This window comes from Allobosea sp. Root670 (assembly GCF_001429415.1).
Taxonomy (GTDB): domain Bacteria; phylum Pseudomonadota; class Alphaproteobacteria; order Rhizobiales; family Beijerinckiaceae; genus Allobosea; species Allobosea robiniae.
The window spans coordinates 20,831-44,064 of the sequence record NZ_LMJU01000006.1 but is presented as its reverse complement, the minus strand read 5'-3'; the positions used below and the strand labels follow the sequence as shown (position 1 = coordinate 44,064).

Below are 23,234 nucleotides of genomic sequence, written 5' to 3'. Positions count from 1 at the left end.
CCCGCGCTCGGATGTCGTCCGCCATCACCGATACCAGACGGGAGCACCCGCAGCATGTCCGCCACGTTCGAGACGGTCGCCGGCATCATTTCCGAAACCTGCGATATTCCGCGGGAGAAGATCACGCCGCAGAGCCACGCGATCGAAGATCTCGGCATCGATTCGCTGGCCTTCCTCGACATCGCCTTCGCGATCGACAAGGCCTTCGGCATCAAGCTCCCGCTCGAGCAGTGGACGCAGGAAGTCAACGAGGGCAAGGCTCCGGCCGAGCAGTATTTCGTGCTCGAGAATCTCTGCAAGCGCATCGACGACCTCGTCGCCGCCAAGAAGGCGTGACGCCTGCGCCGAACCGCCGGACTTGAGCCGGCGCTTCGCTCCCGATAGAGCATAGGGGCCGTCGCGCGGATCACCCGATCCGTGCCGCGGCCTTGCGCCGTTCTGGCGCTCATCAGGCCAAGGATCGCATGCGCCTCGAATATTTCGACATGATCGACAGGGTCGTGACCTTCGATCCGTCGCAGAAGCGCATCGTGACGCGCTCCACCGTCCCCGCCGAGAGCCCGGTCTTCGAGGGTCATTTCCCCGGTCACCCGCTGGTGCCCGGCGTGCTCTTGACCGAGACCATGGCGCAGGCCTCGGGCTATCTCCTGCTCGGCCTCAACGGCCTCTCGCAGATGCCGTTCCTGATGACGGTCGACAAGGCGCGCTTCCGCACCTTCGTCGAGCCCCGTACCGAGCTGGAGACCAGCGCCGAGCTGGTGATCGAAGGTTCCGGCTACGCCGCGACCAAGGTGAAGCTGACCAGCGCAGGCAAGCCGATATGCGATGCCGAGCTGCGCTTCCGCCTGATGCCTTTCCCCGCCGATATGCGCGCGCTGATGCTCAGCCGCATCGAGACAATCGGCCTGACGCCGGAGCCTGCCCCATGAACCGCCGCGATGTGGTGATCACCGGCATCGGCATCGTCTCCAGCCTCGGCGAGGGCATCGAGACGCATGCCGCCGCGCTCGCGGCAGGCGGCCCGCCGGTCATCGATACCGAAGGCTTCAAGCCCTATCCGGTCCATCCGCTTGCTGCACTGGAGCTGGACAGGCAGATCCCGAAGAAATCCGACCAGCGCCAGATGGAGCCCTGGCAGCGGCTCGGCGTCTACGCGGCCGGCCTCGCTCTCGATTCCGCCGGACTGAAGGACGACACCGAGGCGAAGAGTGCCCTGCAGGTCATCGTCGCCGCCGGCGGCGGCGAGCGCGACCATGCCGTCGATGCGACCATCCTGGAAGGGTTGCGCGGTGCGGGCGAGCCGGGCGCCTTCCTCAACGAGCGCCTGATGAGCGATCTCCGGCCGACGCTCTTCCTGGCCCAGCTCTCCAACCTGCTCGCCGGCAATATCGGCATCGTCCACGGCATCACCGGTCCGTCCCGCACCTTCATGGGCGAGGAGCAGGCCGGCGTCGACGCGATCCGCACGGCCCATGCCCGCATCGCGTCGGGCCAGTCCGACCTGATGCTGGTCGGCGGCGCCTACAATGCCGAGCGCCGCGACATGCTGCTGCTCTTCGAGCTCGGCGGTTATCTGCACCGCGACGACTTCAAGCCGGTCTTCGAGCGCGAAAGCGCGCCAGGCCTGATCACCGGCAGCGCCGGCGCCTTCCTCGTTCTCGAATCGGCCGAGCGCGCCGCAGCGCGGAGCGCCAGGGCCTATGCGAAACTGAGCCATGCCGGCGCCGCCCGCAGCCGCCGTGCCGCCGGCACCGTCGAGACCGCCCTGAACGGCTTGCTGGCCGGCTTCGGCCCGATTGCCGGCGATGCGCTGGCCATCTCCGCCGCCACCGGCTGCGCCGGGATCACGGGCGAGGAAGCCGCGGCCATCGCCGCAGCCGCTCCAGCCGCGAAGCGCATCGCGGCCGGCGATCTGGTCGGACACGGCGTCGAGGCGGCCTTCCCGGTTTCGGTGGCGCTCGCCGCGATCGCGCTGTCAGTCGGGCAGGCCGGGGAGGCGATCGTCACCGGCGCCGGCCATTGGCGCGGCGAAGGCGCCGCGCATCTCGTTCAAGCGTGAGGGTTGAAGCCATGACCACGCATCGCGACGCCAAGGGCCGTCCGCTCGTCGCCGTCACCGGGCTGGGTGTCGTCACCTCGCTCGGCCAGGGCAAGGACACCAACTGGCAGGCTCTGACATCAGGAAAATCCGGCATTCACCGCATCGATCGCTTCCCGACCGAGGGGCTGAAGACCAGCATCGGCGGCACCGTGGATTTCCTGTTCGACGGCCCGTTCACAGCCCCCCAGCTCTCCGAGAAGCTCGCGACGCTGGCGGCCGAGGAAGCCGTCGGCCAGAGCGGCATCGGCACGGAAGGCGATTTCCCCGGCGAGCTCTTCATGGCGGTGCCGCCGGTCGAGATGGAGTGGCCGCAGAAGCAGGAGATGGCCCGGGCCACCTCGGGCGAAGCCGATTATGACGGCCTCCTGCGCACCGCCGCGACCGGCCAGTTCCGGGCGATGCACGAGCTCTTCGTCTTCGGCGGCGTCGCCGACCATATTGCCGACCGTTTCGGCACCAGGGGTTCGCCGATCTCGCTCTCGACCGCCTGCTCCTCGGGCGCGACCGCGATCCAGATGGGCGTCGAGGCGATCCGCCGGGGCGATACCCAGGCCGCCCTCTGCATCGGCACCGACGGCTCGATCCATGCCGAGGCGCTGATCCGCTTCTCGCTGCTCTCGGCGCTGTCGACCCAGAACGACCCGCCGGAAGGCGCTGCCAAGCCTTTCTCCAAGGGCCGCGACGGCTTCGTCATGGGCGAGGGCGCAGGCGCCCTGGTGCTGGAGGATTACGACCATGCGCTGGCGCGCGGCGCGACCATCCTCGGCATCGTCGCCGGCTGCGGCGAGCGTGGCGACGGCTTCCACCGCACCCGCTCGAGCCCGGACGGCAAGCCTGCGATCCTCGCCATGCAGGACGCGCTGGCCGATGCCGGGCTGACGCCCGACGATGTCGACTACATCAACGCCCACGGCACCTCGACGCCCGAGAACGACAAGATGGAGGCGATGAGCTGCGCCGCCGTCTTCGGCGAGCGCATGGCGAGCCTGCCGATCTCCTCGAACAAGTCGATGATCGGCCATACGCTGACGGCGGCCGGTGCGGTCGAGGCGGTGATCTCCTTCATGACCATCGCCAACGGCACGATCCCGCCGACGATCAACTACGTGAACCCGGACCCGGCCATCGCGCTCGACGTCGTGCCGAACGAGGCCCGCAAGGCGAAGGTGAGGACGATCATCTCGAACTCCTTCGGCTTCGGCGGCCAGAACACCTGCCTCGTGCTGACGGCGCCTCCGGAGGCTGCATGACAAAAATCCTCGTCACTGGCGGCGCCAAGGGCGTCGGCGCGGCGATCGTGCGTGCGCTGGCCGCGGCCGGCCATGATGTCGATTTCACCTTCCGCTCCTCTGCCGACCAGGCGAAGGCGCTGGCAGAGGAGATTGCTGCGAGCCATCCCGGCCGCAGCATCGTCGCGCTGCCGCTCGACCTCTCCGACAAGGAAGCACTCGACGCCTTCTGCGAGGCGCGCGAGGGCGAGAGCTATTTCGGCCTCGTCCACAATGCCGGCCAGCCCTACGATTCGCTTGCCGCGATGATGGTGCAGGACAAGGCCGAAGCCGCGATGCAGGTCAATTTCTGGGCCTTCACCCGCCTCGCCAAGAGCCTGATGCGTACCATGATCCGTGCCCGCACCGGGCGCATCGTCGCGATCGGCTCGGTCGCGGCCTTGCGCGGCAATCCCGGCAATGCGGCTTACGCAGCCTCCAAGGGCGCGCTGATCTCCTATGCCAAGACGCTCGCGATCGAGACCGGCAAGCGCGGCGTCACCGTCAACGTGATCGCGCCGGGCTTCGTCGATACCGACATGATGGCGCCCTACGCCGCCTATCGCGACAAGATGCAGGCGCAGATCCCGGCCGGCCGCTTCGCCAAACCCGAAGAAGTCGCCGGCCTCGCCGCCTTCCTGATGAGCGAGCCCGCCGCCTATATCACCGGCACCGTGCTGCCGATCGACGGCGGCGTGACGGCGCAGCTCGGCGTACACCGCTGACAAGATTGTTCCGAAAGGTCGAAAACCGATGCGTTCCCTCCAGCTCCACGGCGATCGCGACCTGCGCCTGGAAGAGATCGAGCCGCCGCCGCCGCCCGCTCCGGGCGAGGTGCAGATCCGCATCAAGGCGGTGGGCCTGAACTATCTCGACCTCTGGGGCTTCCGCGGCATGGCCTTCGCCAAGCGCAAGATGCCGCAGGCGGCAGGCGTCGAGGCAGCCGGAGAGATCGTCTGCGTCGGCGAGGGCGTGACCGGCTTCGCGCCCGGTGACACAGTCACCGCCTATGGCGCCGATACCTGCGGCCAGTGCAAGGCCTGCCGCGAAGGCCGCGACAATCTCTGCGAGAACGTCGCCGGCATCATGGGCTTCCATATCGACGGCTTCGCCCGCGAATTGCTGAACCGTCCCGCCCGCCTCACCATCAAGGCGCCGAAGGGCGTCTCCTTCGAGGACGCCGCCTGCGCGCCGATCGGCTTCGGCACGGTCCAGCACATGCTCTTCGACAATGCCAGGCTGGAACCCGGCGAGTCGGTTCTCGTCCATGCCGGCGGCTCCGGCATCGGCACCGCCGCGATCCTGATGGCCAAGGCGATCGGCTGCACCGTCTACACCACGGTCGGCGACGACGAGAAGGGCGCCAAGGCCAAGGCGCTCGGCGCCGATCACGTCATCAACTACCGCGAGGACCGCTTCGAAGGCGTCGTGCGCAAGCTCACCGGCCGCAAGGGCGTCGATGTCGTGTTCGAGCACGTTGGAGCCGACACCTGGAACGGCTCGCTGCTCTGCCTGAAGCGCGGCGGCCGGCTCGTCACCTGCGGTGCGACCTCAGGCCCCTCGGCATCGATCAACCTGATGCAGCTCTTCCAGCAGCAATACCGCATCACCGGCTCCTTCGGCTGCCGCATCGAGAACATCGCCCAGTCGCTGGAGAAGATGGCCGGCGGCATGAAGCCGGTGATCGACTCGGTCTTCCCGCTCGCCGAATTCGAGAAGGGCCTTGCCCGGATCGAGGGCCGCAAGGTCTTCGGCAAGGTCGTCATCGCCTTCTGACCGGGACCTGTTTCCCGCCAAGGACTTGACGCGGGCGGCTTCCTGCCCCAGATCGCCTTTTTAGGCCCGGTCTTGCTCTCGGCACGGGCGTTTCACGCAGGACCGACCTTGAGACGATTGAAGGCTATCGCCGCGCGCGCCGGCGCCGCGGTGATGATCGGCGTGATCCGCGCCCTGTTCGGCTTCCTGCGCCTGCTCGGGCCCGAGCGCGCCAGCGATCTCGGCGGCTGGCTTCTGCGCAGCGCAAGCCCGCTGATCCCAGTCAACCGCGTCGCACTCGCCAATATCCGCGCAGCCTTCCCCGAGAAGGACGAGGCCGAGGTCAGGCGCATCGCGCGCGGCGCCTGGGAGAATCTCGGCCGCGTCGCCGGCGAATACGCCCATCTGAAGACGCTCTTCGATTACGACTACCACAATCCCGACAAGCCCTCGCGCGTCGAGGTCAAGGGCATCGAGCACTTCATCACGCTCAAGGACGACGAGAAGCCGGGCCTGATCTTCTCGACCCATCTCGCCAACTGGGAGCTGCCGGCGATCTGCGCCCAGGCCTACGACCTCGAAACCACCGCCGTCTTCCGGGCTCCCAACGACCCGGCGATCGCCGCCGTCGTCCACGAGATCCGTTCGGGCGCGATGGGTGGGCTTGCCGCCGCGAAGCAGGGCGCCGCCTTTGCCATGCAGGGCGTGCTGGAGAATGGCGGCCATCTGGGCATGCTGATCGACCAGCATTTCACCCGTGGCGTGGTTGTTCCGTTCTTCGGCCGCCCGGCCCTGACCAACCCGATCATGGGCAAATTCGCCAAGCGCTTCGAATGCCCCGTCCATGGCGTGCGCGTCATCCGCCTGCCGAACCACCGTTTCCGGCTGGAGCTGACCCCGCCGCTCGACCTGCCGCGCGACGCCAATGGCGAGATCGACGTGCAGGGCGCGATGGCGATGATGACGGCCGTCGTCGAGGGCTGGGTGCGCGAATATCCCGAGCAATGGCTCTGGATGCACCGCCGCTGGCGGCCCAACATGATCTCGGCTGCCGCGCGCGAGGCCTTCGATCACGCTCACGCGACCGTGCCGGTTTTCAAGGCAACGTGATTTCCCTCGTGACGGGATTGCGGGCTTTGGTAACCTCCGGAAAAGAAGTCGTCCGCAGAGTCCTGATCATGTCCCCTCGCCCGCGCCATCTCGCAGCGACCGTTGCAGCCCTTGCCCTCGGCATGGCGGCGGCCCAGGCGCAGACGCCCGCGAAGCCTCCCAAGGCGGTGATCGAGCTTTTCACCAGCCAGGGCTGCTCATCCTGCCCGCCGGCCGATGCGCTCGTCGTCGAGCTGGCCAGGGACCCCGAGCTGATCGCGCTCACCCTGCCGGTGACCTATTGGGACTATCTCGGCTGGAAGGACACGCTCGGCAAGGATTCCTTCGCCAAGCGCCAGAAGTTCTACGCCAAGGCCCGTGGCGACGGGCAGGTCTACACCCCGCAGGTCGTCATCAACGGCGCTGCCCATGCCATCGGCTCGGAGCGGGCCGAGATCGAAAAGGCTGTGAGCCAGTTCGCGGCGACAGGGTTCGCTGCCCGGATCGCCCTGAAGGAAGAGAACGGCGCGCTCCAGATCCAGGTCGCTCCGATCGGAGGCGAGAGCGAGGCCACAGCCGGCATCTGGGTGTTGCCGACCACGCATCAGGCTGCCGTGCCGATTGCGCGCGGTGAGAACCAGGGCCGCACGCTGTCCTACGCCAATGTCGTGCGTGGCATGGTCCGCGTCGGCGACTGGACCGGCAAGGAGACGACCGTCACCGCGCCGCTCTCGGCGACCGAGGCACCCGAGGCCGACGGCTATGTCGTCATCGTCCAGGCCGAGCGCCTCAGCAAGTACGGCCATATGATGCCCGGCGCGATCCTCGGTGCCGCCAAGGGGCCGGCGGAGCGCTGAGCTTCTGCGCGCTGCGATCTAAAGCAGGATCACCTTGTTCGAGAGCTCGTCCGTATCGCCGGGCACGGGTGGCACATGCTGCCCCAATACCGTCCCGACCGAGCCGACAGCCGCGATCAGCCCTTCGGTCAATCGATCCTCCCGCGCCGCCGCGAGCAGGGGTTCGATGATGCCGCGCCAGGTATCCTTCTCAACCAGCCCGTCGATGCCGGTATCGGCGAGGATCTCCGCATAGCGCTCCTGCAAGGCGATATAGAGCAGCACGCCGGTGCGCCCCTTCGTCCGGGTCAGGCCACGCGCCGTGAACTCCCGTAGCGCCACATCATGCGCGCGCCCGCGCTTGACGAAGCCGGGCACGAAGCGCCCGCCGCGGCCATACCAGAGCAGGCTCGCCAGCAGGCCGACGGCGCAGAGCAACTGGATCAGGAAAATCCGCTGCGCGCTCATCACCGTCAGCGACAGGAGCGGCCACGGCACGACCAGCGCCAGCGTCAACGCCAGCATCACCGGGATATTGCGATAGCTGGACGCCGCCCGGTCGATCACTACGACGATCTCGCCGGCCGTCTGCAATTCGGCCCGGCGCACGGCCTCCGCGATCGCGTCCCTGTCGGCTGCGTCCATCACCAGTCTCCCGAAGCCCCGCCGCCGCCAGACGAGCCGCCGCCGCCCGAGCTCCAGCCGCCTCCGCCGCCGCTCCAGCCCGAGCTGGACCCCGAACCGGTGCTCCAGCCCGTGCTCTGTGGCAGCGTCACCCACTGCCCGTTGCGCAGACGGTGCCGGCGCGCGCCGCCCTGCCGGCTCAGGCCACGCAGGAAGGCGACGATGAACAGGAAGATCAGGATCATCGCGATGACCACCGCGATATCCTCGCCCAGCGTGCTCTCGTCCGAGCGCACCTCGGCGCGGCGCTGCCATTCCTCGGCATCTCCAGCGAGAATGGTCAGGATGGCGTCGACCCCGGCCTCGATTCCCCCGGCGAAATCACCGGTCTTGAATTTCGGCGCGATCGCCATGGTGATGATGACCTTCGAGAGCGCATCGGTCAGGGCCCCTTCCAGCCCGTAGCCGACCTCGATGCGGACCTTGCGTTCCTTCGGCGCGACGATCAGCAGCGCGCCGTTGTTCTTCGCCTTTTCCCCGAGCTGCCAGTGCCGGAAGAGGCCGTTGGCGAAATCCTCGATGGTGATGTCCTGCAGCGAGGGCACGGTCGCGACGACGACCTGGTCGGAGGTCTTGTCCTCATGCGCCTTGAGCTTGTCCTCGATTCGCTGCCGGACGTCCGGTGCCAGCAGGTTGGCGCCATCGACGACCCGCCCCGTCAGGGCGGGGTAGGTCGGCTCCGCGGCGAGCGCGAGGCTGCTCCAGAGCAGAAGCAGCAGGGCTGCAACGGCGCGCGCCGCCGTCATTCCCGGGCCGACCCGAGAATCCCTGGCAGGAGATGCCCGGGTCAGGCCCGGGCATGACGGTCTTGTCGACATCACGCCGGCCCGATCACCGCTCTCAGAACTTCACCGCGGGCGGCCGCTCCGCGCCGGCGGTCGCCGTGAAGGTCTCCATCGGCTTGGCGCCCCAGAACAGCTTCGCCCAGATCACGCCCGGGAAGGTGCGGATTTCGGTGTTGAAGGCCTGCACCGCCTGGATGTAGTCGCGCCGCGCCACCGCGACGCGGTTCTCGGTGCCTTCGAGCTGCGACTGCAAGGCCAGGAAGTTCTGGTTGGACTTCAGCTCGGGATAGCGCTCGACCGTGACGAGCAGCCGCCCGAGCGCGCCGGTGAGCTGGTTCTGCGCGTCCTGGTATTCCTTGAACTTCACGGGGTCGTTGATGGTCGAGGCATCGACCTTGACCTGGCTCGCCTTGGCGCGGGCCTCGACCACGGCGGTCAGCACCTCGCGCTCCTGCGCGGCATAACCCTTTACGGTCTCGACGAGATTCGGGATCAGGTCGGCGCGGCGCTGATACTGGTTCTGCACCTCCGACCAGGCGGCTTTCGCCTTTTCCTCCAGCGTCGGCACGTTGTTGTAGCCGCAGCCGGCGAGCACGAGGCCGAACATGCCGAGGACAAGCCAGGCGAGCGGGCGGCGAAGATGGGTCGCGAAAGACATGCCGAAAACCCCTTTTGGCAACGTCAGAACAATCGATTCGGACCTTACCCGCCAGCGCCCGCCCATCCAAGCTGTCAGGTCGCGGCGAATGGCCTATCCTGCGATTCCTCACCGGAGCTTCGCCATGCGCCTGTCTCTTTTCCTCTCCCTGCCCCCCGCCTTGCTGGCCGCCCAGATCGCCGTCGCCCAGCCACAGGCGCCCGCTCCCGAAGCCGCGACCGGGCGCACCGTCAAGACGTTGGGAACGGCCCAGCGCTTCATGGCCGCCGCCGCCAATCCGTTGGCCGCGACGGCCGGGCGCGACATCCTGCGCGCCGGCGGCAGCGCCACCGACGCCGCCATTGCCATCCAGCTCGTCCTCAATCTGGTCGAGCCGCAGAGCTCCGGCATCGGCGGCGGCGCCTTCTTCGTCCATTGGGACGAGGCCGGCCGCAAGGTGACGACGCTGGATGGCCGCGAGACCGCGCCGGCCGCCGCCAAGCCTGATCGCTTCATGAGGGACGGCAAGCCGATGCCGTTCCGCGAGGCCGTGGTCGGTGGCCGCTCGGTCGGCGTGCCCGGAACGCTGAAGCTGCTGGAAGAAGCCCATCGCCGCTGGGGCAAGCTGCCTTGGCCCGATGTCGTCGCACCCGCGCTGAAGCTGGCGGATGAAGGGTTTACGATCTCGCCGCGTCTCAACGGCCTGCTGGCCGGAGAAAAGGATCTGCCGAAGAACGCCTTGGCCGCCGCCTATTTCTACGAGCCGGACGGAAAGCCCAAGGCGGTCGGCACCGTCTTGAAGAATCCCGCCTTCGCCGCGACGCTGCGTGCCGTGGCGGCGCAAGGTGCGGAGACCTTCTACAAGGGGGCGATCGCCGCGGACATCGTCGCGACGGTCACCGACCATCCGACCAATCCCGGCGACATGACGCTGGCCGATCTCGCTGGCTACAAGGTCGAGGAACGCGAGGCCGTCTGTGGTACCTACCGGATCTGGCGCCTCTGCGGCATGGGCCCGCCCAGTTCTGGCGCCGTCGCGCTCCAGCAGATGCTCGGCATCCTCGAAGGGCAGGACCTGCGCCGCATGGGGCCAGGCGCCGAGGCTGCCCACTGGTTCAGCGAGGCCGGCCGGCTCGCCTTCGCCGACCGCGCGCTCTATCTCGCCGACCCCGCCTTCCTCAGCGTGCCCGTGCGCGGGCTGATCGACCGCGACTATATCCGCTCGCGCGCCGGTCTCGTCAGCCCGGATCGCTCCATGGGGCGCGCCAAGCCCGGCGATCCCCCGAACAAGCGCGCGCAATTGCTCGCCCCTTCCGACGGGATCGAGAACGGCACCAGCCATATCTCGGTCGTCGACGCCGACGGCAACGCCGTCGCCATGACCACCACAATCGAGGACGGGTTCGGCTCGCGCCTGATGACCAAGGGCGGCTTCCTGCTCAACAACGAATTGACCGATTTCAATTTCGCGCCGGAGGAGGATGGCAAGCCCGTCGCCAACCGCGTCGAGCCCGGCAAACGCCCGCGTTCGTCGATGGCGCCGACGCTGGTCTTCGATGCCTTCGGCAGGCTCTATGCCGTGGTCGGCTCGCCCGGCGGCAGCCAGATCATCGGCTATGTCGGAAAAACGCTGGTTGCCCTGCTCGACTGGAAGATGGATCCGCAGCAAGCCGTCGATTTCGGCAATTTCGGCAGCCGCAACGGCCCGACAGAGCTGGAGAAGGGCACCGAAGCGGAAGCCTGGAAGGCCGCACTCGAAGCAAAGGGCCACGAGGTTCGCCTGCTGGAGATGACCTCGGGCACGCAGGCCATCGTCAAGACGCCGGAAGGTTTTCTGGGCGGTGCCGATGGCCGCCGCGAAGGCGTCGCGATCGGGGATTGAGCAGAGCTAGGCTTGCGCCGGGCGCTCGCCACCAGCGCCACGCCCGGCGATCAGCCAGTAGACGAAGCCCGTCGCCGCACCGACCAGGAAGAGCCCGGAGATGATCTGGATCTCGGCCGTGCTCGGTGCGCGCGACAGCCTGAGCATGGCAAACGGCAGCAGCGCGGCGAGCAGGCCGGTAAAGCCGCTCTGGAGCAGGCCGCTGCGCAGGCGAAACAGTTCCGAACCGACGGCGACCAGCACGACCGGCGCGACGATGATCGCAAGCCCCAGCCGGGCGATCAGGGCGAAGGCCGCCTGCGCGGCCGGCGCCGGATCGACGCCGCTTTCGGCGAGCCCGAACAGGATGTCGACGAGCCGCTCGATACCGCCGCCGATCAGCATCGCCACGGCCGGCGAAGCGAAGCTCGCCACGCCCAGGAAGAACACGCCTGCCCCCATTGCAACGAGGCAGGCGAACGGAATCAGAACAATCCAGCGCAGCAAGGCTTATTCCGCCGCCACGGCCGGCGCGTCGGCCTGCGCCTCGTCCAGCATCAATCGGGCGCGGGCGGAGAGCTTCTCGGTCTCGCTCTTGAGCTGGCCGCAGGCGGCGAGGATGTCGCGCCCGCGCGGCGTGCGCACCGGCGAGGCATAGCCGGCGCGGAAGACGATCTCGGAGAAGCGTTCGATCCGGTCCCAGTCGGAGCACTCGTATTTCGTGCCGGGCCAGGGATTGAACGGGATCAGGTTGATCTTGGCCGGAATGCCCTTGAGCAGGCGGACGAGCTCACGCGCCTCGGCGTCGGAATCGTTCACGCCCTTGAGCATGACGTACTCGAAGGTGATCCGCTTCGCGTTCGACAGGCCGGGATAATTCCGGCAGGCCTCGAGCAGGTCCTTGATCGGGTATTTCTTGTTGAGCGGCACCAGCTCGTTGCGCAGGTCGTCGCGCACCGCATGCAGCGAGATCGCCAGCATCGTGCCCATCTCCTCGCCGAGCGGGCCGATCTGCGGCACCACGCCCGAGGTCGAGACGGTGATGCGCCGGCGCCCGATCGACAGGCCCTGATCGTCGGTGATCACACCGATCGCGTCGCGCACGCCGTCGAAATTATAGAGCGGCTCGCCCATGCCCATGAAGACGATGTTCGAGACGAAGCGCCCGCCATCATTCGGCACGAAGGCGCCGTCCGGTGCTTTCCGGTTCGGGAAATCGCCGAGACGGTCGCGCGCCACCATCACCTGCGCGACGATCTCCTCGGTGGTGAGGTTGCGCACCAGGCGTTGCGTGCCGGTATGGCAGAAGGTGCAGGTCAGCGTGCAGCCGACCTGGCTGGAGACGCAGAGCGTGCCGCGATCGACCTCCGGGATATAGACGCATTCGATCTCGGCGCCGCGGTCATGCGGGCCGGTCGAGGGCATGCGCATCAGCCATTTGCGGGTGCCGTCGGTCGAGACCTGCTCGGCCGTGACGCTCGGCAGATCGAGCGAGAAATGCGCGGCGAGTTCGCTGCGCAGACCCTTGCCGATCGTCGTCATCGCGTCGAAGTCGCGTACGCCGTAATGGTAGATCCAGTTCCAGAGCTGGCCGACGCGCATGCGCCGCTCCTTCTCGGGCACGCCGATCTCGGCCAGCGCCTCGGTCAGGCCGGCGCGGGTGCGCCCGACCAGCGAGGGGCGTCGCAAAACGGGTTCGGCCGCCGGAGCGGCGGTAGCGGGAACGGATGCGGTCATCGGAGCTCTGTCGTCGCCCATCGGGGAAGGCGCGGGATTTCGCGGCTCCCTAGCACAAATCGCAGAAAATCGGAAATTGCGCGATTCGAAGGCGGTATCCGCCTAATGCGCATGCCCCTCGAATTGCGGGAGGTCGTCGGTGATCTCGTACCAGGGCGCCTTCGAACCGACGAAGATGTGATGGTCGGGGCGAATACCCGGCGCATCGTCGAGCGTGCCCAGGGCGACATGGACATAAGCCCCGTCGCGAACCACCGAAAACAGCAGCGAGCCGCAGCGGCTGCAATGCGCGTTGTGATTGTCGGCTTCCCCGACGATCAGCAGGGCATCGGCGCCAGCTGTGACAGCGAGCTTGGCACGCTCGATGCCGGCGAAGGGCTTGAAGGCCGATCCGGTCGTGCGCCGGCATTGCGCGCAATGGCAATTGGCGGCGTAGCGGAAGGCATCTGCAACCTCGAATCGAGCCTGCCCGCAATAGCAGCGGCCCTTCAGCCGGCGCTCCAATGCGGTTTCACCCGGGGTCACAGCCGGAAACGCCTTACTTGCAGGCGTCCTCGGCCCGCTTCACGATCTGGCTGATGCCGGCGAGCGAATATTTGTCGCTGGTCGGGTTGCCGCGCTTGGAGGTGCCCTTGACCTCGAGCCCGGCGCCGCGGCGCAGCGCATCGAGCATGCGCGGCTCCTCGGCCGGATTCTTCAGCCACATGTTCTGGCCCTTGGCGACCAGCGCGAAGCGCTCGCTGCCGATGATCGCTTGATGCTCGACCCCTTCCTTGAGGTCGAAATTCATGACGAAGCTGATCTCGTTGCGCACGCCCTCGCCCGGCCGGCTCGAAACGAAAAGCAGGCCTTCGACATCCTTGAGATTGGCAGGCATGCGGGCCTCGGCCTTGGACAGGGCGTAGCAGACCTTGGAGCGTCCCTGCTGGGACGAGAACGCCTGCCATTTGCCCGCGGTCTCGAGCAGCATGGCCTGGCCCTGGCCCGAGCTGGCCGCAGCAGCGGCAGGCTTCGGTTTGGCAGGCGCGGCCTGCGCCGGAAGGGCGGCAGCGCCGAAGACGCCAGCCATCAGGCAGAGCGCGAGGGCGGAGCGGGAAGGAGCGGCGTCGCGGATGCGGAGGAACGAGCTGATCATGGACCGCCATCAGTCACTAAAAATCTTAATACCGCGTTTACCACCTGTTGATCGGGCGGATCGCGCGGACGGCGGCATAGAGTGTCACGATCCTGGCGAAAATACGAATGGCGGCAGGCCGGTTCCGTGCCGCTTGCAGTCATGCCAGAATCGGGACCGGTAACGGCGAATGGCGGATCGACGATGAAAGCCCTGCTTTGCGAACATCACGGCCCCGCCGAAGGCCTGGCGATCCGCGATCTGCCCGATCCGGAACCAGGCCCCGGCGAGGTCGTCGTCGCCGTGAAGGCCGCCGCCCTCAACTTCTTCGACACGCTGATCATCCAGGGCCGCTACCAGACCAGGCCGGCCTTCCCCTTCTCGCCAGCGGCCGAATGCGCCGGCACCATCGCCGCCGTCGGCGAAGGCGTGACCGGCTGGCAAATTGGCGAACGCGTCGCCGCCTGGCTCGGCTACGGCGCTGCACGCGAAAAGGTCGCGGTCTCCGCCGATCAGATCATCCGCATTCCCGAGCGGCTCGACGATGCGCAGGCGGCCGGCCTTTTTGTCACCTATGGCACCGCGATGCACGGCCTGATCCAGCGCGCCGGCCTCAAGCCCGGCGAGCGGCTCGCCGTTCTCGGTGCTTCCGGTGGAGCGGGGCTCGCCGCGGTCGAGATCGGCGCTTTGCTCGGCGCCCATGTCATCGCCTGCGCCTCGTCGCCCGACAAGCTTGCGCTCGCCCGCGAGCACGGCGCGCAGGAGGAGATCGACTATGCGCAGGGCGACATCCGCGCCGAGTTGAAGAGGATCACCGAAGGCCGCGGCGTCGACGTGCTCTACGACACCGTCGGTGGCGAGCTGGCCGAGCCGGCCCTGCGTTCGATGGCCTGGGAAGGGCGCTATCTCGTCGTCGGCTTCGCCGGTGGCGAGATCCCGAAGATTCCGCTCAACCTGCTTTTGCTGAAAGGCTGCGACCTGCGCGGCGTATTCTGGGGGCAGTTCGTCGCACGCGAGTCGGCCGCCCATCGCCGCAACATGGAACGCCTGCTGGACTGGGCGGCGAACGGCCATATCCGCGCCCATGTCCATGCCAGGATCCCGCTCGAACGCTGGACCGAGGCCTATGCGCTGATCGCCGACCGCAAGGCGAAGGGCAAGATCGTGCTGACGCTGTGACGGAGCCTCAGAACTCCGCCAGCGCCTGCTTCGCCCGCTCGCGATGCTCGGGTGTGATCGAGCCGGCGACGGCCGCGATGGCAGCCGCGATCACCGCTGCGTCATCGGTGAAGCCGAGCAGCGGCATGATGTCGGGAATGGCATCGACCGGCAGCACGAAATAGCCGAGCGCGGCGAGCAGCGTCATCCGCACGCGTCGCGGCGTCGCCGGATCGCGCGCGCAGAACCACGCCGCCAGCAGATCCCCGGCAAACGGAATGCGCTTCGCGACGCGCTTCAGCCGGGCCATGAAATCGGACCCGAACTTCGCCTCGTCGCGCAGGCTCTTGCGGATCGCCTCGATCTCCTCGCGGCTGAAGCTTGCGCTGAACCCCTCGCTCATCCCTGTCTCGCTCCTTTGCGTCCGATGACGCTCATCATCGCGCGCTCCCTCGTGAGCCGCCATGTCGAAAGATGGCCCCGCCGCAATCCTGCACAAGAGGCCACCCGTAAAACCCGCTTGGAGCGGCACGAAACGCCCTCTAAACCGTCTTCAGAACACGATTGACGGGAAACGCGCCATGAAACTCGACTCCTCCCTTGCTGCCGTCGTCACCGGCGGCGCCTCCGGCCTCGGCGAGGCGACCGCGCGCATGCTGGCGAGCGAGGGCGTCAAGGTCGCGCTGCTCGACCTCAACGCCGAGCGCGGCGAAGCGATCGCCAAGGAGATCGGCGGCGTCTTCGCCCATTGCGACGTCACCAGCGAGGCTTCGGTCGACGAGGCGCTCGCCAAGGCCCGCGCCGCCCATGGCGTCGCCCGCATCATCGTCAACTGCGCCGGCATCGCGCCCGGCCGCCGCGTCGTCTCGAAGAAGCGCGACACCGGCGAACTGATCGCGCATGACCTCGCAACCTTCGAGAAGGCGGTCGCGATCAATCTGACCGGCACCTTCCGGATCATCGCCAAATCGGCGGTCGCGCTGGCCGGGCTCGATCCGGTCACGGCCGATGGCGGCCGCGGCGTCATCATCTGCACAGCTTCGGTCGCGGCCGAGGACGGCCAGATCGGCCAGGCCGCCTACGGCGCCTCCAAGGCCGGCGTTGTCGGCCTGACGCTGCCGGTCGCGCGCGATCTCGCCGGCGTCGGCATCCGCATCGTCACGATCATGCCCGGCCTGTTCGAAACCCCGATGTTCGCCGGCCTGCCCGACGACGCCAAGGCCTCGCTCGCGGTCTCCGTGCCGCATCCCTCGCGCCTCGGCCGCCCGGCGGAATATGCGGCGCTCGCCCGCAGCATCATCGAGAACGACATGCTGAACGGCACCGCGATCCGCCTGGACGGCGCGATCCGGCTGGCACCGAAATAGGCTTCAGACGATCCGGAAAACCTCGCCGGCGCTGCGGTCCCGGTAGAGGTCCACCCGCTCGCCGTTCCAATGATAGTCGAGATGCCGCCCCTGTACCGGGTGGCCCGCCCCGTCGGGATAGAACAACCCGGCGCATTCGCCGCCGGGGCAGCGCACGCTGGGATAGACGATGCCGGCCGAGCCGATCGCCCGCAGAGCGATGCCGAGCGCCTGGCTCGCGGTATAGTCGGCGGGATCGAGCACCGCAGCGGCTTCGGCCTCGAGCGGCCTGATATCGTGAAGCTCCGCGTCGACCTCAAGCACGATCTCGCGGAATTGCGAGGTCCAGCCCGAGGGTTGCGTCGTCGCCAGCATGAAGCGGGCATGGTGGTGGATCGTCTCCAGCAGCGCCACCTCGAAGCGGTCGCCGACATAGAGCACGCCGAAGCTGCCATCGCTGAAACGGCTCGGCCGGTCCGGGCTGACATGGGTGAAGGGCGCCATCAGCCAGCTCGCGCCCGGCCCGGAGACGCGCCGCTCGGCCGGCACCAGATCGAGATTGCCGATGGTCTCCATCAGGCGCGGATTGGTCTTCTGCTCGGCCGCGATCAGCAGCGGCCAGTCGGCGGGGTCGGCGATATCCTCGAACAGGTCGATCGGCGGGAAGATGCTGCGGATGATCCGGACCGCCCCGCGCCATTCGATCTCCGCGATCGGCAGGCTCGCCGGATCGATCACCAGGCGCCCCGCTCGGCATCGAGCAGGCGGCGCACCCGCATCAGGTCGGTCAGTTCGCCGCCGAGCATGACATCAACAGCCGATTTGCCGCCGAAATCGGCATTGGCCCGCTTGATCCAGTCATAGCCGCGCTGCGGCTCGGCGAAGATCAGGCGCAGCGCCTTGTGGATGCCCATCAGGTTCGAGAGCCTAGCCTTGCCGTCGCGCGAAATCCGGCCGATCTCGCCGGCTTTCCAGCGCCGATAGCTCCTGACCGGCAGGTCGATCAGGACCGCCGCTTCCTCGTCGGTGATCCGCCAGAGCCTGAACAGGTTGACTGCGGCGCGGAACATCGCCGCCGCCTCGTCATCCGTGATCGGATCGGGGACGAAATCGCGCTGGGCCGTCTCGATGCGCAGCAGGCCAGTCATGGCATTACTCTCCATTTGGCATAAAATGGAGATAATATTGCCAATTGGCAAGAGCCGCCAGAAATCCGGCTATTCCTCGGTCTTCGCCGGCTTGAGCTCGTGCTTCAGAATCAACGGCGTCTGCGCCAGGGCGAAGATCATGGTCAGCGGCATCACGCCCCAGACCTTGAAGGCGACCCAAAAATCCTGGGTCTGGGTGCGCCAGACCACCTCGTTGATGGCCGCCAGCACAAAGAAGAACACGCCCCAGCGGAAGGTCAGCTTGCGCCAGCCCTCGGCATCGAGCTGCAGCACCGTCTCGAGCACCAGCGAAAGCAGCGAGCGCCCGAAGAACAGCCCGCCGAGCAGCACCGAGCCGAACAGCGCGTTGACGATGGTCGGCTTGACCTTGATGAAGAAGGCGTCGTCCAGCGCCAGCGTCAAACCGCCGAAGACGGTGACGACGATCGCGTTCACGATCGCCATGCGCGGCAGATAGCCCATCAGCACCCGCGACAGCACCAGCGCCACAAGCGAAGCGGCGATGAAGATGCCGGTCGCGACGAAGATGCGCCGGTCCTCAGCCACGTGGAACAGCCGGTCACCGTAGGAATTGGCGAAGAAGAAGATCGCCAGCGGTCCGAATTCCAGCGCCAGCTTGAGCAACGGGTTGACCGCCTTGCCCTTACCCGCCGCCTCGACTGGAACCTGCTGAGTCGTTTCGCTCACGCCGCTTCTCCCAATCCCGCCACGGCCCGCGCGAAATCGCGCGCCGAGAACGGCTCCAGGTCATCGACGCTTTCGCCGACGCCGATGAAATGCACGGGCAGGCCGAACTGCGCCGCCAGCGCCACCAGGATGCCGCCGCGCGCCGTGCCGTCGAGCTTGGTCATGACCAGCCCGGTCACGCCCGCCGTCTCGCGGAAGGCCTCGACCTGTGAAATCGCGTTCTGGCCGACGGTGGCGTCGAGCACGAGCAGGGCCGCATGCGGGGCGTTCGGGTCCTGCTTGCGAATGACGCGCACGACCTTGGCGAGCTCGTCCATCAGCCCTTGCTTGTTCTGCAAACGGCCGGCGGTGTCGATCAGCAGCACATCGGTGCCATTGGCCTTGGCCTTCTGCAGCGCCTCGAAGGCGAGGCCCGAGGCATCGGCACCCTGCTGGCCGTAGACGACCTCGGCCCCGGTGCGCTCGCCCCAGACCCGCAACTGCTCGATCGCCGCGGCGCGGAAGGTGTCGCCGGCCGCGAGCATCACGGATTTGCCCTCAGTGCGGAATTTCGCGGCGAGCTTGCCGATCGTCGTGGTCTTGCCGGAGCCATTGACCCCGACCATCAGCAGCACGAACGGCTTTTTCGTGGCGTCGATCACCAGGGGCTGGGCGACGGGCAGGAGGATCGTCTCGACCTCGCGCGCCAGGATCGCCTTCACCTCGGACGGCTCGATCTGCTTGTCGTAGCGCCCGTCGCCGACCGCTTTGGCGATCTTGGCTGAGGTCGCAAGGCCGAGATCGGCCTGGATCAGGATGTCTTCCAGGTCCTCCAGCGTGCCGGCATCGAGCTTTCGCTTGGTGAAGAGCTCGGTAATCCCCGTCGTCAGTGCCGAGGAGGTCCGCGACAGCCCCTCGGTCAATCGCCGCCACCAGCTCCGCTTCGGCTGCGGCGCAGGGACGGGAGCGGGCTCGGGAGCAACGATCGGCTCGGGCTGCGGAGCGACGGCAACGACAGGTTCCGGCTCGGGCTCCGCCGGAGGTGCAGCCTCCTCAACCGGAGCAGGCGGCGCAACCGGTTCAGGGGTCACCGCCTCGACGACGACCGCTTCCGTCTCGACAGCCGGGGCAGGAGCGATCTCTTCGACTTCCGGCTTCAGCTCCTCAACCGTCTCGACAACCTGCTCGGTCGCCGTCTCGGGCGCGGGCGCCGGTGTGGCCGCTTCCTCGTCGCGTCCGAACAGCCTCGAAAAGAAGCCGCGTTTCTTCGGTTCGGTCTCGCTCATCGTCGTCCTGTCTTCGGTTCGGCGGGCATCTTTGGTTGCGCCGCCGGGCCGGGTTGGGTAGCGCAATGCCATGGCAGCGCCGGACCGACCAGAAAATTCGCAATCACCCGGACAGATCGACGACGAGCTGCCGGTGCCGCTGCTCTATCGCGACGCCATGATGCTCGTCATCGACAAGCCTGCCGGCCTGCCCTCGCATCGCGGCCCGCAGGCCAAGCGCCGCGTCATCCCGGTCCTGACCGATTATCTCGATGCCCTGCGCTTCGGCCTGCCACGCAAGCCGGAAGCCGCGCATCGGCTCGACAAGGACACCTCCGGCTGCCTCGTGCTCGGCCGCCATCCCCGCGCCATGGCCGAGCTCAACCAGATGTTTCGCGACGGGCGCATCGACAAGACCTATTGGGCGGTCGTGCAGGGCAACCCTCCGCAGGACGAAGGATTGATCGACCTTCCGCTCGCCAAGCGCTCGCCCGAGCGCGGCTGGTGGATGAAGGTCGATCCCGCCGGCCTGCCCTCGCAGACCCGCTATCGCGTGCTCGGCCGGGGCGAGAGCGAGCATGGCCCACTCGCCTGGCTGGCTCTGGAGCCTCTGACCGGCCGCACGCACCAGTTGCGCGTCCATTGCCAGGCCTCGGGCTGGCCGATGCTCGGCGACGAGATTTATGGCGATGCCCCGCGCGAAGGCGGGCCGGGCCTCCAGCTTCATGCCCGCGCGATCACCGTGCCACTCTACAAGAAGCGCGATCCGATCACGGTCGAGGCGCCGCCGCCGCCGCATATGCTGGCGGCGCTCACGGCTTGCGGCTGGAACAGGGTTTAGAACGCGTCAACGCAGCGCTGGCGACATGCCGGCAGCGATCAATCCTTCGCTAATCCGGAGCTGCTATGCCACGGCTGCACCTTCTCCCGTCATGCAGCCATGACCGATAGCGCCAGCGCCGATCCGCAGCTCCTGACCTTGCCCGAAGCCCGCGCCCGCTGCGCGGACGGCGCCGCACCGCCGCTGGCCGTACTCGTCGGCTGGGTCGAGACTTACCTGATGAGCAGCCATGCCGATCTCGGCCGGACAGGCGCGGTCTGCCCCTTCACCCGCCAGGCTGCGAAGCTCGACATGGTGCGCCTCGGCGTCTCCACCGCGACGGCAACCGATGAGAATGCAGCCTTCGCGGCCGTGAACCGCAGCTTCGCCGATCTCGACGCGATTCCCGCGCAAGCGACCCTCCAGCATTTCCGCACCGTGATCCTCGGCTTCCCCGGCTGCGCCGATGCAGCCGGCACGGCGATGCTGCAACGGGTCCAGAAGCGGCTGAAATTCGCATCCCTGCGCCGCTTCCGCATGATCGGCCTGATGCACCCGGACTCGGAGGCGCCGGGCCTGTGGAACCCGCAGTTCCGCCCCTTGCGCGCGCCCTTCCCCGTCGTCGCCGTCCGCCATATGGTCGAGCAGGACGCGCCCTTCGCGGCGCGCCATCCGCTCCTGATGCTGCCCTATCTCACCCGCTTCCGCTTGGCGGGCGCGAAACGCCTCATCGCGCATCTGCGCACGGGGCCATGAACGCGGCGTTGCCCTTGGCCACCCGGCCGGACGACGCCGTGACGCTCGATCTGGTCGAGGATGTCGCGGGCTTCCTGGCGCTGCGCCGCGATTGGGAAGCACTGTTCGAACGCTCGGCTGCGCCATCGCAGCTCTTCCAGAGCCATGTCTTCCTGCGCCATTGGGCGACGCATTACCTCAGCCCCGATACCCGGCTCAGCATCGTCATAGCCCGCCGGGCCGGTGAACTGGTGATGGTCTGGCCGCTGATCCGCCAGAGGCGCTACGGTCTCGACACCTTGCGCGTCATGGGCGTGCCGGTCGCCCAGTTCGGCGACGTGCTCGTCGGCGATGGCGAGGACGCCCTGCTGAAAGCCGGCTGGGCCTTCATCCAAACCCTGCGCGCCGATCTCTTCGAAGCCCGCAAGCTGCGCGCCGATTCGCACCTTGCGCTGAGCCGCCTGCTCGATGGCGCGGCCCATGGCGACCGGCAGGAGGCGCCCTTCGCGGACCTCACCCGCCGCGTCGGCGAATCCGGCCCAAGTCTCGCCTATACCGCACGGGAACGCTCGAACCACCGCCGGCGCCTGCGCCGCCTGGAGGAACGCGGCCCGCTCGCCTACGCCATGCCGCCACCGGGCCCCCACGCGGCCCGGCTCGCGGCTACGGCGATCGCGATGAAGCGGGCGACCCTGGCACGGCGCGGCATCGTCGCGCCGGTCATCAACGATTCCCGCTTCGGCGCATTCTTCACCGACCTGGCCGAGGACGCCTCCGGCGAGGCCACGCTGCAGATCATGTGCATCCTCAGCGATGGCGCGCCGATCGGCATCGACCTCTCCTTCGACTGCAAGGGCCACAGCTTCGCCCATGTCCTCGCGACCGATCCGGATCATGAGCACGACGGCATCGGCAAGATCCTGATCCACCACAGCTTCGCCGGCGCCCGCGCCCGTGGCAGCACGGTCTTCGACCTCCTGGCTCCGGCCGAGCCCTACAAGCGCGAACACGCCGATGGCTGCGTCGCGATCAGCGACCGGCTCCGGCCGCTATCATTGAAGGGGCGGCTGGCCTGCCATTTCGGCATCCAGCACTGGCGACCGATGTTGAAGAGCGTGGTGAAGCGCCTGCCGGCAGGCCTCTCGCGCCATGTCATGCCCGCACCGCGGCAAGGCAGCTAGGCAGCGACCTAATCCGAGATCGCGTCGATGGCGCGGGCCAGCTTGACGTCGAGCTCGGTCAGGCCGCCGGCATCATGGGTTGCGAGCGTGATATCCACGGTCCGGTAGACATTCGCCCATTCCGGATGATGGTTCATCGCCTCGGCCAGCAGCGCGACGCGCGTCATCCAGCCGAAAGCCTCGCTGAAATCGCGGAAGACGAAGCGCTTGGCAATGGCCTCGCGCCCCTGCACCAGCTTCCAGCCGGTCAAGGTCGCCAGCGCTTCGGCCTGCGCCTCGGGGCTCAATCGTTTCGGCCGCGTCATCGGCGCATCTCCCGCGGCAGGCGATTCGGGTAGGACGGACCGAGCGGATAGGCCGCCTCCAGCACATAGGGCCCGCCGCCGATCGAATCGCGCGATGACATCAGCGCCACCCGGCGCGCGGTGAAGACGAAGGGCCTGACGATCGGGTGCTGGCCGAGATGATGCGCGACCTCGCCGGGCGAGGTGTCGCGCAGCCGTGCCAGCGTGACATGGGGCACGAACTTGCGCGCCTCCGCCGGCAGGCCGAGGCGGCGCATCTGCCGCTCGAGATCGCCCTGGAGGTCGCTCAGCGCCTTGCTCGGCTGCACCCGCGCGAACAGCGCGCGCGGCTTGTCGCCGCCGAAGCTGCCGAGCGCATCGAGCGTGACCTCGAAGGGATAGGCCGTGAGATCGGAGAGCATGTAGTCGACATCATTCGCCATGCGCCGGTCGACATCGCCCAGGAAGCGCAGGGTGATGTGATAATCGGCCGGCTCGATCCAGCGCGCACCCGACAATCCGCCGCGATGCAATGTCAGGCCGGTCGCGACTTCGGCGGGGATTTCCAGAGCGATGAACAGCCTCGGCATGAGCGAATCCCTGCCAAGTGATTGTGACTCTGGCGAGACGGTAGAGCAGGAAGCCGGCTTAGGGGAATTGTTTTTGCGCCCTCATCCCCACTCCCGCGCGGTCATCCCGGACAAGCCGCGATAGCGGCGCCGATCCGGGATCCATGCCGGAAC

General features: G+C 67.7%; 28 protein-coding genes. 14 read left to right on the top strand and 14 right to left on the bottom strand.

The genetic code is table 11. The annotated features are described in order from the left end of the window. Positions 1–54 precede the first annotated feature (54 nt). The 8 genes from ASE61_RS08805 (at position 55) to ASE61_RS08770 (ending at position 7,070) form a co-directional block, all read left to right on the top strand. Positions 55–336, top strand: a complete 282-nt coding sequence (locus tag ASE61_RS08805) for an acyl carrier protein (protein WP_047580420.1) — start codon at positions 55–57, stop codon at positions 334–336. A 128-nt stretch (positions 337–464) separates the two neighbouring features. Continuing rightward, positions 465–929: a 3-hydroxyacyl-ACP dehydratase FabZ family protein gene (locus ASE61_RS08800; protein ID WP_061966522.1), complete on the top strand. Its 465-nt coding sequence runs from the start codon at positions 465–467 to the stop codon at positions 927–929. Then, positions 926–2,059, top strand: a complete 1,134-nt coding sequence (locus ASE61_RS08795) for a beta-ketoacyl-ACP synthase (RefSeq protein ID WP_061966521.1) — start codon at positions 926–928, stop codon at positions 2,057–2,059. Before ASE61_RS08800 ends, ASE61_RS08795 begins: the two co-directional genes overlap by 4 nt. A gap of 11 nt (positions 2,060–2,070) precedes the next feature. Next, a complete protein-coding gene (locus ASE61_RS08790) occupies positions 2,071–3,351 on the top strand; it encodes a beta-ketoacyl-ACP synthase (RefSeq protein ID WP_061966520.1) in 1,281 nt (426 codons plus the stop codon). Continuing rightward, a complete protein-coding gene (locus ASE61_RS08785; RefSeq protein WP_061966519.1) occupies positions 3,348–4,094 on the top strand; it encodes an SDR family oxidoreductase in 747 nt (248 codons plus the stop codon). Before ASE61_RS08790 ends, ASE61_RS08785 begins: the two co-directional genes overlap by 4 nt. A gap of 28 nt (positions 4,095–4,122) precedes the next feature. Continuing rightward, positions 4,123–5,145 (top strand): zinc-binding dehydrogenase, encoded by a 1,023-nt coding sequence (locus tag ASE61_RS08780; RefSeq protein ID WP_061966518.1) that lies wholly within the window; start codon positions 4,123–4,125, stop codon positions 5,143–5,145. Positions 5,146–5,253: 108 nt separating this feature from the next. Next, entirely contained in the window at positions 5,254–6,234 is a 981-nt protein-coding gene (locus ASE61_RS08775; protein WP_413813530.1) for a lipid A biosynthesis lauroyl acyltransferase, read from the top strand. 68 nt (positions 6,235–6,302) lie between these two features. Next, a complete protein-coding gene (locus ASE61_RS08770; protein WP_061966517.1) occupies positions 6,303–7,070 on the top strand; it encodes a DUF1223 domain-containing protein in 768 nt (255 codons plus the stop codon). A gap of 18 nt (positions 7,071–7,088) precedes the next feature. Here ASE61_RS08770 and ASE61_RS08765 read toward each other — a convergent pair whose 3' ends face one another. The 3 genes from ASE61_RS08765 to ASE61_RS08755 are packed head-to-tail and all read right to left on the bottom strand — an operon-like array spanning position 7,089 to position 9,125. After that, the gene (locus ASE61_RS08765) at positions 7,089–7,694 is read right to left on the bottom strand and encodes a TPM domain-containing protein (RefSeq protein ID WP_061966516.1); all 606 of its coding nucleotides are present in this window, start codon (positions 7,692–7,694) and stop codon (positions 7,089–7,091) included. Continuing rightward, a complete protein-coding gene (locus ASE61_RS08760) occupies positions 7,694–8,524 on the bottom strand; it encodes a TPM domain-containing protein (RefSeq protein WP_413813531.1) in 831 nt (276 codons plus the stop codon). The genes ASE61_RS08765 and ASE61_RS08760 overlap by 1 nt, the downstream gene beginning before the upstream one ends. A gap of 49 nt (positions 8,525–8,573) precedes the next feature. Beyond that, positions 8,574–9,125, bottom strand: a complete 552-nt coding sequence (locus tag ASE61_RS08755) for a LemA family protein (RefSeq protein WP_244492769.1) — start codon at positions 9,123–9,125, stop codon at positions 8,574–8,576. Between the two features lie 175 nt (positions 9,126–9,300). Between ASE61_RS08755 and ggt the strand changes: the two genes are divergently transcribed. Next, the gene (ggt, locus tag ASE61_RS08750; RefSeq protein WP_061966513.1) at positions 9,301–11,037 is read left to right on the top strand and encodes a gamma-glutamyltransferase; all 1,737 of its coding nucleotides are present in this window, start codon (positions 9,301–9,303) and stop codon (positions 11,035–11,037) included. A 6-nt stretch (positions 11,038–11,043) separates the two neighbouring features. Here ggt and ASE61_RS08745 read toward each other — a convergent pair whose 3' ends face one another. From ASE61_RS08745 to ASE61_RS08730, 4 genes are all read right to left on the bottom strand, one after another. After that, complete coding sequence (locus ASE61_RS08745) at positions 11,044–11,523, bottom strand: hypothetical protein (protein ID WP_061966512.1); 480 nt, start codon at positions 11,521–11,523, stop codon at positions 11,044–11,046. A 3-nt stretch (positions 11,524–11,526) separates the two neighbouring features. Next, positions 11,527–12,753, bottom strand: coding sequence for a 23S rRNA (adenine(2503)-C(2))-methyltransferase RlmN (rlmN, locus tag ASE61_RS08740; protein ID WP_061966545.1), 1,227 nt, complete (start codon positions 12,751–12,753; stop codon positions 11,527–11,529). A gap of 102 nt (positions 12,754–12,855) precedes the next feature. Then, the gene (locus ASE61_RS08735; protein ID WP_061966511.1) at positions 12,856–13,278 is read right to left on the bottom strand and encodes a GFA family protein; all 423 of its coding nucleotides are present in this window, start codon (positions 13,276–13,278) and stop codon (positions 12,856–12,858) included. Positions 13,279–13,291: 13 nt separating this feature from the next. Continuing rightward, positions 13,292–13,888: a hypothetical protein gene (locus tag ASE61_RS08730; protein WP_061966510.1), complete on the bottom strand. Its 597-nt coding sequence runs from the start codon at positions 13,886–13,888 to the stop codon at positions 13,292–13,294. A 183-nt stretch (positions 13,889–14,071) separates the two neighbouring features. Between ASE61_RS08730 and ASE61_RS08725 the strand changes: the two genes are divergently transcribed. Beyond that, positions 14,072–15,046, top strand: coding sequence for an NADPH:quinone oxidoreductase family protein (locus tag ASE61_RS08725; protein ID WP_061966509.1), 975 nt, complete (start codon positions 14,072–14,074; stop codon positions 15,044–15,046). A 7-nt stretch (positions 15,047–15,053) separates the two neighbouring features. Here ASE61_RS08725 and ASE61_RS08720 read toward each other — a convergent pair whose 3' ends face one another. Beyond that, positions 15,054–15,428 (bottom strand): YkvA family protein, encoded by a 375-nt coding sequence (locus ASE61_RS08720; protein ID WP_061966508.1) that lies wholly within the window; start codon positions 15,426–15,428, stop codon positions 15,054–15,056. 178 nt (positions 15,429–15,606) lie between these two features. On the opposite strand from ASE61_RS08720, the gene ASE61_RS08715 reads away from it, so the two are divergent. Next, positions 15,607–16,392, top strand: coding sequence for an SDR family NAD(P)-dependent oxidoreductase (locus tag ASE61_RS08715; RefSeq protein ID WP_061966507.1), 786 nt, complete (start codon positions 15,607–15,609; stop codon positions 16,390–16,392). A 3-nt stretch (positions 16,393–16,395) separates the two neighbouring features. Here the strand turns inward: ASE61_RS08715 and ASE61_RS08710 are convergent, their stop codons facing one another. From ASE61_RS08710 to ftsY, 4 genes are all read right to left on the bottom strand, one after another. Continuing rightward, positions 16,396–17,109: an RES family NAD+ phosphorylase gene (locus tag ASE61_RS08710; protein WP_061966506.1), complete on the bottom strand. Its 714-nt coding sequence runs from the start codon at positions 17,107–17,109 to the stop codon at positions 16,396–16,398. After that, positions 17,106–17,519, bottom strand: a complete 414-nt coding sequence (locus tag ASE61_RS08705; RefSeq protein ID WP_061966505.1) for an MbcA/ParS/Xre antitoxin family protein — start codon at positions 17,517–17,519, stop codon at positions 17,106–17,108. Before ASE61_RS08705 ends, ASE61_RS08710 begins: the two co-directional genes overlap by 4 nt. A 69-nt stretch (positions 17,520–17,588) precedes the next feature. Beyond that, positions 17,589–18,227, bottom strand: a complete 639-nt coding sequence (locus ASE61_RS08700; RefSeq protein ID WP_061966504.1) for a septation protein A — start codon at positions 18,225–18,227, stop codon at positions 17,589–17,591. Continuing rightward, on the bottom strand, positions 18,224–19,492 hold the full coding sequence (gene ftsY, locus ASE61_RS08695; RefSeq protein WP_061966503.1) for a signal recognition particle-docking protein FtsY: 1,269 nt from the start codon (positions 19,490–19,492) through the stop codon (positions 18,224–18,226). Before ftsY ends, ASE61_RS08700 begins: the two co-directional genes overlap by 4 nt. Positions 19,493–19,562: 70 nt before the next feature. Here ftsY and ASE61_RS08690 point away from each other — a divergent pair, with 70 nt between their 5' ends. The 3 genes from ASE61_RS08690 (at position 19,563) to ASE61_RS08680 (ending at position 22,207) form a co-directional block, all read left to right on the top strand. Continuing rightward, positions 19,563–20,312: an RluA family pseudouridine synthase gene (locus tag ASE61_RS08690; protein WP_061966502.1), complete on the top strand. Its 750-nt coding sequence runs from the start codon at positions 19,563–19,565 to the stop codon at positions 20,310–20,312. Positions 20,313–20,411: 99 nt separating this feature from the next. Further along, positions 20,412–21,047, top strand: coding sequence for a DUF6875 domain-containing protein (locus ASE61_RS08685; RefSeq protein WP_061966501.1), 636 nt, complete (start codon positions 20,412–20,414; stop codon positions 21,045–21,047). A 14-nt stretch (positions 21,048–21,061) separates the two neighbouring features. Continuing rightward, entirely contained in the window at positions 21,062–22,207 is a 1,146-nt protein-coding gene (locus ASE61_RS08680) for a GNAT family N-acetyltransferase (protein ID WP_162260085.1), read from the top strand. 8 nt (positions 22,208–22,215) lie between these two features. Here the strand turns inward: ASE61_RS08680 and ASE61_RS08675 are convergent, their stop codons facing one another. Together ASE61_RS08675 and thpR are read right to left on the bottom strand one after the other, a co-directional pair. After that, positions 22,216–22,512, bottom strand: a complete 297-nt coding sequence (locus ASE61_RS08675; RefSeq protein WP_061966499.1) for a 4a-hydroxytetrahydrobiopterin dehydratase — start codon at positions 22,510–22,512, stop codon at positions 22,216–22,218. Continuing rightward, positions 22,509–23,081, bottom strand: a complete 573-nt coding sequence (gene thpR / locus ASE61_RS08670; protein WP_061966498.1) for an RNA 2',3'-cyclic phosphodiesterase — start codon at positions 23,079–23,081, stop codon at positions 22,509–22,511. The genes ASE61_RS08675 and thpR overlap by 4 nt, the downstream gene beginning before the upstream one ends. Between the last annotated feature and the right edge of the window lie 153 nt (positions 23,082–23,234).

Excerpts from the sequence above, each read along its gene's own strand:
- ASE61_RS08800 (WP_061966522.1), top strand. The coding sequence starts at position 465 with ATGCGCCTCGAATATTTCGACATGATCGACAGGGTCGTGACCTTCGAT.
- ASE61_RS08790 (WP_061966520.1), top strand. The coding sequence starts at position 2,071 with ATGACCACGCATCGCGACGCCAAGGGCCGTCCGCTCGTCGCCGTCACC.
- ASE61_RS08675 (WP_061966499.1), bottom strand. The coding sequence starts at position 22,512 with ATGACGCGGCCGAAACGATTGAGCCCCGAGGCGCAGGCCGAAGCGCTG.
- ASE61_RS08785 (WP_061966519.1), top strand. The coding sequence starts at position 3,348 with ATGACAAAAATCCTCGTCACTGGCGGCGCCAAGGGCGTCGGCGCGGCG.
- ASE61_RS08730 (WP_061966510.1), bottom strand. The coding sequence starts at position 13,888 with ATGATCAGCTCGTTCCTCCGCATCCGCGACGCCGCTCCTTCCCGCTCC.
- rlmN (WP_061966545.1), bottom strand. The coding sequence starts at position 12,753 with ATGACCGCATCCGTTCCCGCTACCGCCGCTCCGGCGGCCGAACCCGTT.
- ASE61_RS08720 (WP_061966508.1), bottom strand. The coding sequence starts at position 15,428 with ATGAGCGAGGGGTTCAGCGCAAGCTTCAGCCGCGAGGAGATCGAGGCG.
- thpR (WP_061966498.1), bottom strand. The coding sequence starts at position 23,081 with ATGCCGAGGCTGTTCATCGCTCTGGAAATCCCCGCCGAAGTCGCGACC.
- ASE61_RS08795 (WP_061966521.1), top strand. The coding sequence starts at position 926 with ATGAACCGCCGCGATGTGGTGATCACCGGCATCGGCATCGTCTCCAGC.
- ASE61_RS08770 (WP_061966517.1), top strand. The coding sequence starts at position 6,303 with ATGTCCCCTCGCCCGCGCCATCTCGCAGCGACCGTTGCAGCCCTTGCC.
- ASE61_RS08690 (WP_061966502.1), top strand. The coding sequence starts at position 19,563 with ATGGCAGCGCCGGACCGACCAGAAAATTCGCAATCACCCGGACAGATC.
- ASE61_RS08705 (WP_061966505.1), bottom strand. The coding sequence starts at position 17,519 with ATGACTGGCCTGCTGCGCATCGAGACGGCCCAGCGCGATTTCGTCCCC.
- ASE61_RS08755 (WP_244492769.1), bottom strand. The coding sequence starts at position 9,125 with ATGTTCGGCCTCGTGCTCGCCGGCTGCGGCTACAACAACGTGCCGACG.
- ASE61_RS08685 (WP_061966501.1), top strand. The coding sequence starts at position 20,412 with ATGACCGATAGCGCCAGCGCCGATCCGCAGCTCCTGACCTTGCCCGAA.
- ASE61_RS08725 (WP_061966509.1), top strand. The coding sequence starts at position 14,072 with ATGAAAGCCCTGCTTTGCGAACATCACGGCCCCGCCGAAGGCCTGGCG.
- ftsY (WP_061966503.1), bottom strand. The coding sequence starts at position 19,492 with ATGAGCGAGACCGAACCGAAGAAACGCGGCTTCTTTTCGAGGCTGTTC.
- ASE61_RS08715 (WP_061966507.1), top strand. The coding sequence starts at position 15,607 with ATGAAACTCGACTCCTCCCTTGCTGCCGTCGTCACCGGCGGCGCCTCC.
- ggt (WP_061966513.1), top strand. The coding sequence starts at position 9,301 with ATGCGCCTGTCTCTTTTCCTCTCCCTGCCCCCCGCCTTGCTGGCCGCC.
- ASE61_RS08765 (WP_061966516.1), bottom strand. The coding sequence starts at position 7,694 with ATGGACGCAGCCGACAGGGACGCGATCGCGGAGGCCGTGCGCCGGGCC.
- ASE61_RS08805 (WP_047580420.1), top strand. The coding sequence starts at position 55 with ATGTCCGCCACGTTCGAGACGGTCGCCGGCATCATTTCCGAAACCTGC.
- ASE61_RS08780 (WP_061966518.1), top strand. The coding sequence starts at position 4,123 with ATGCGTTCCCTCCAGCTCCACGGCGATCGCGACCTGCGCCTGGAAGAG.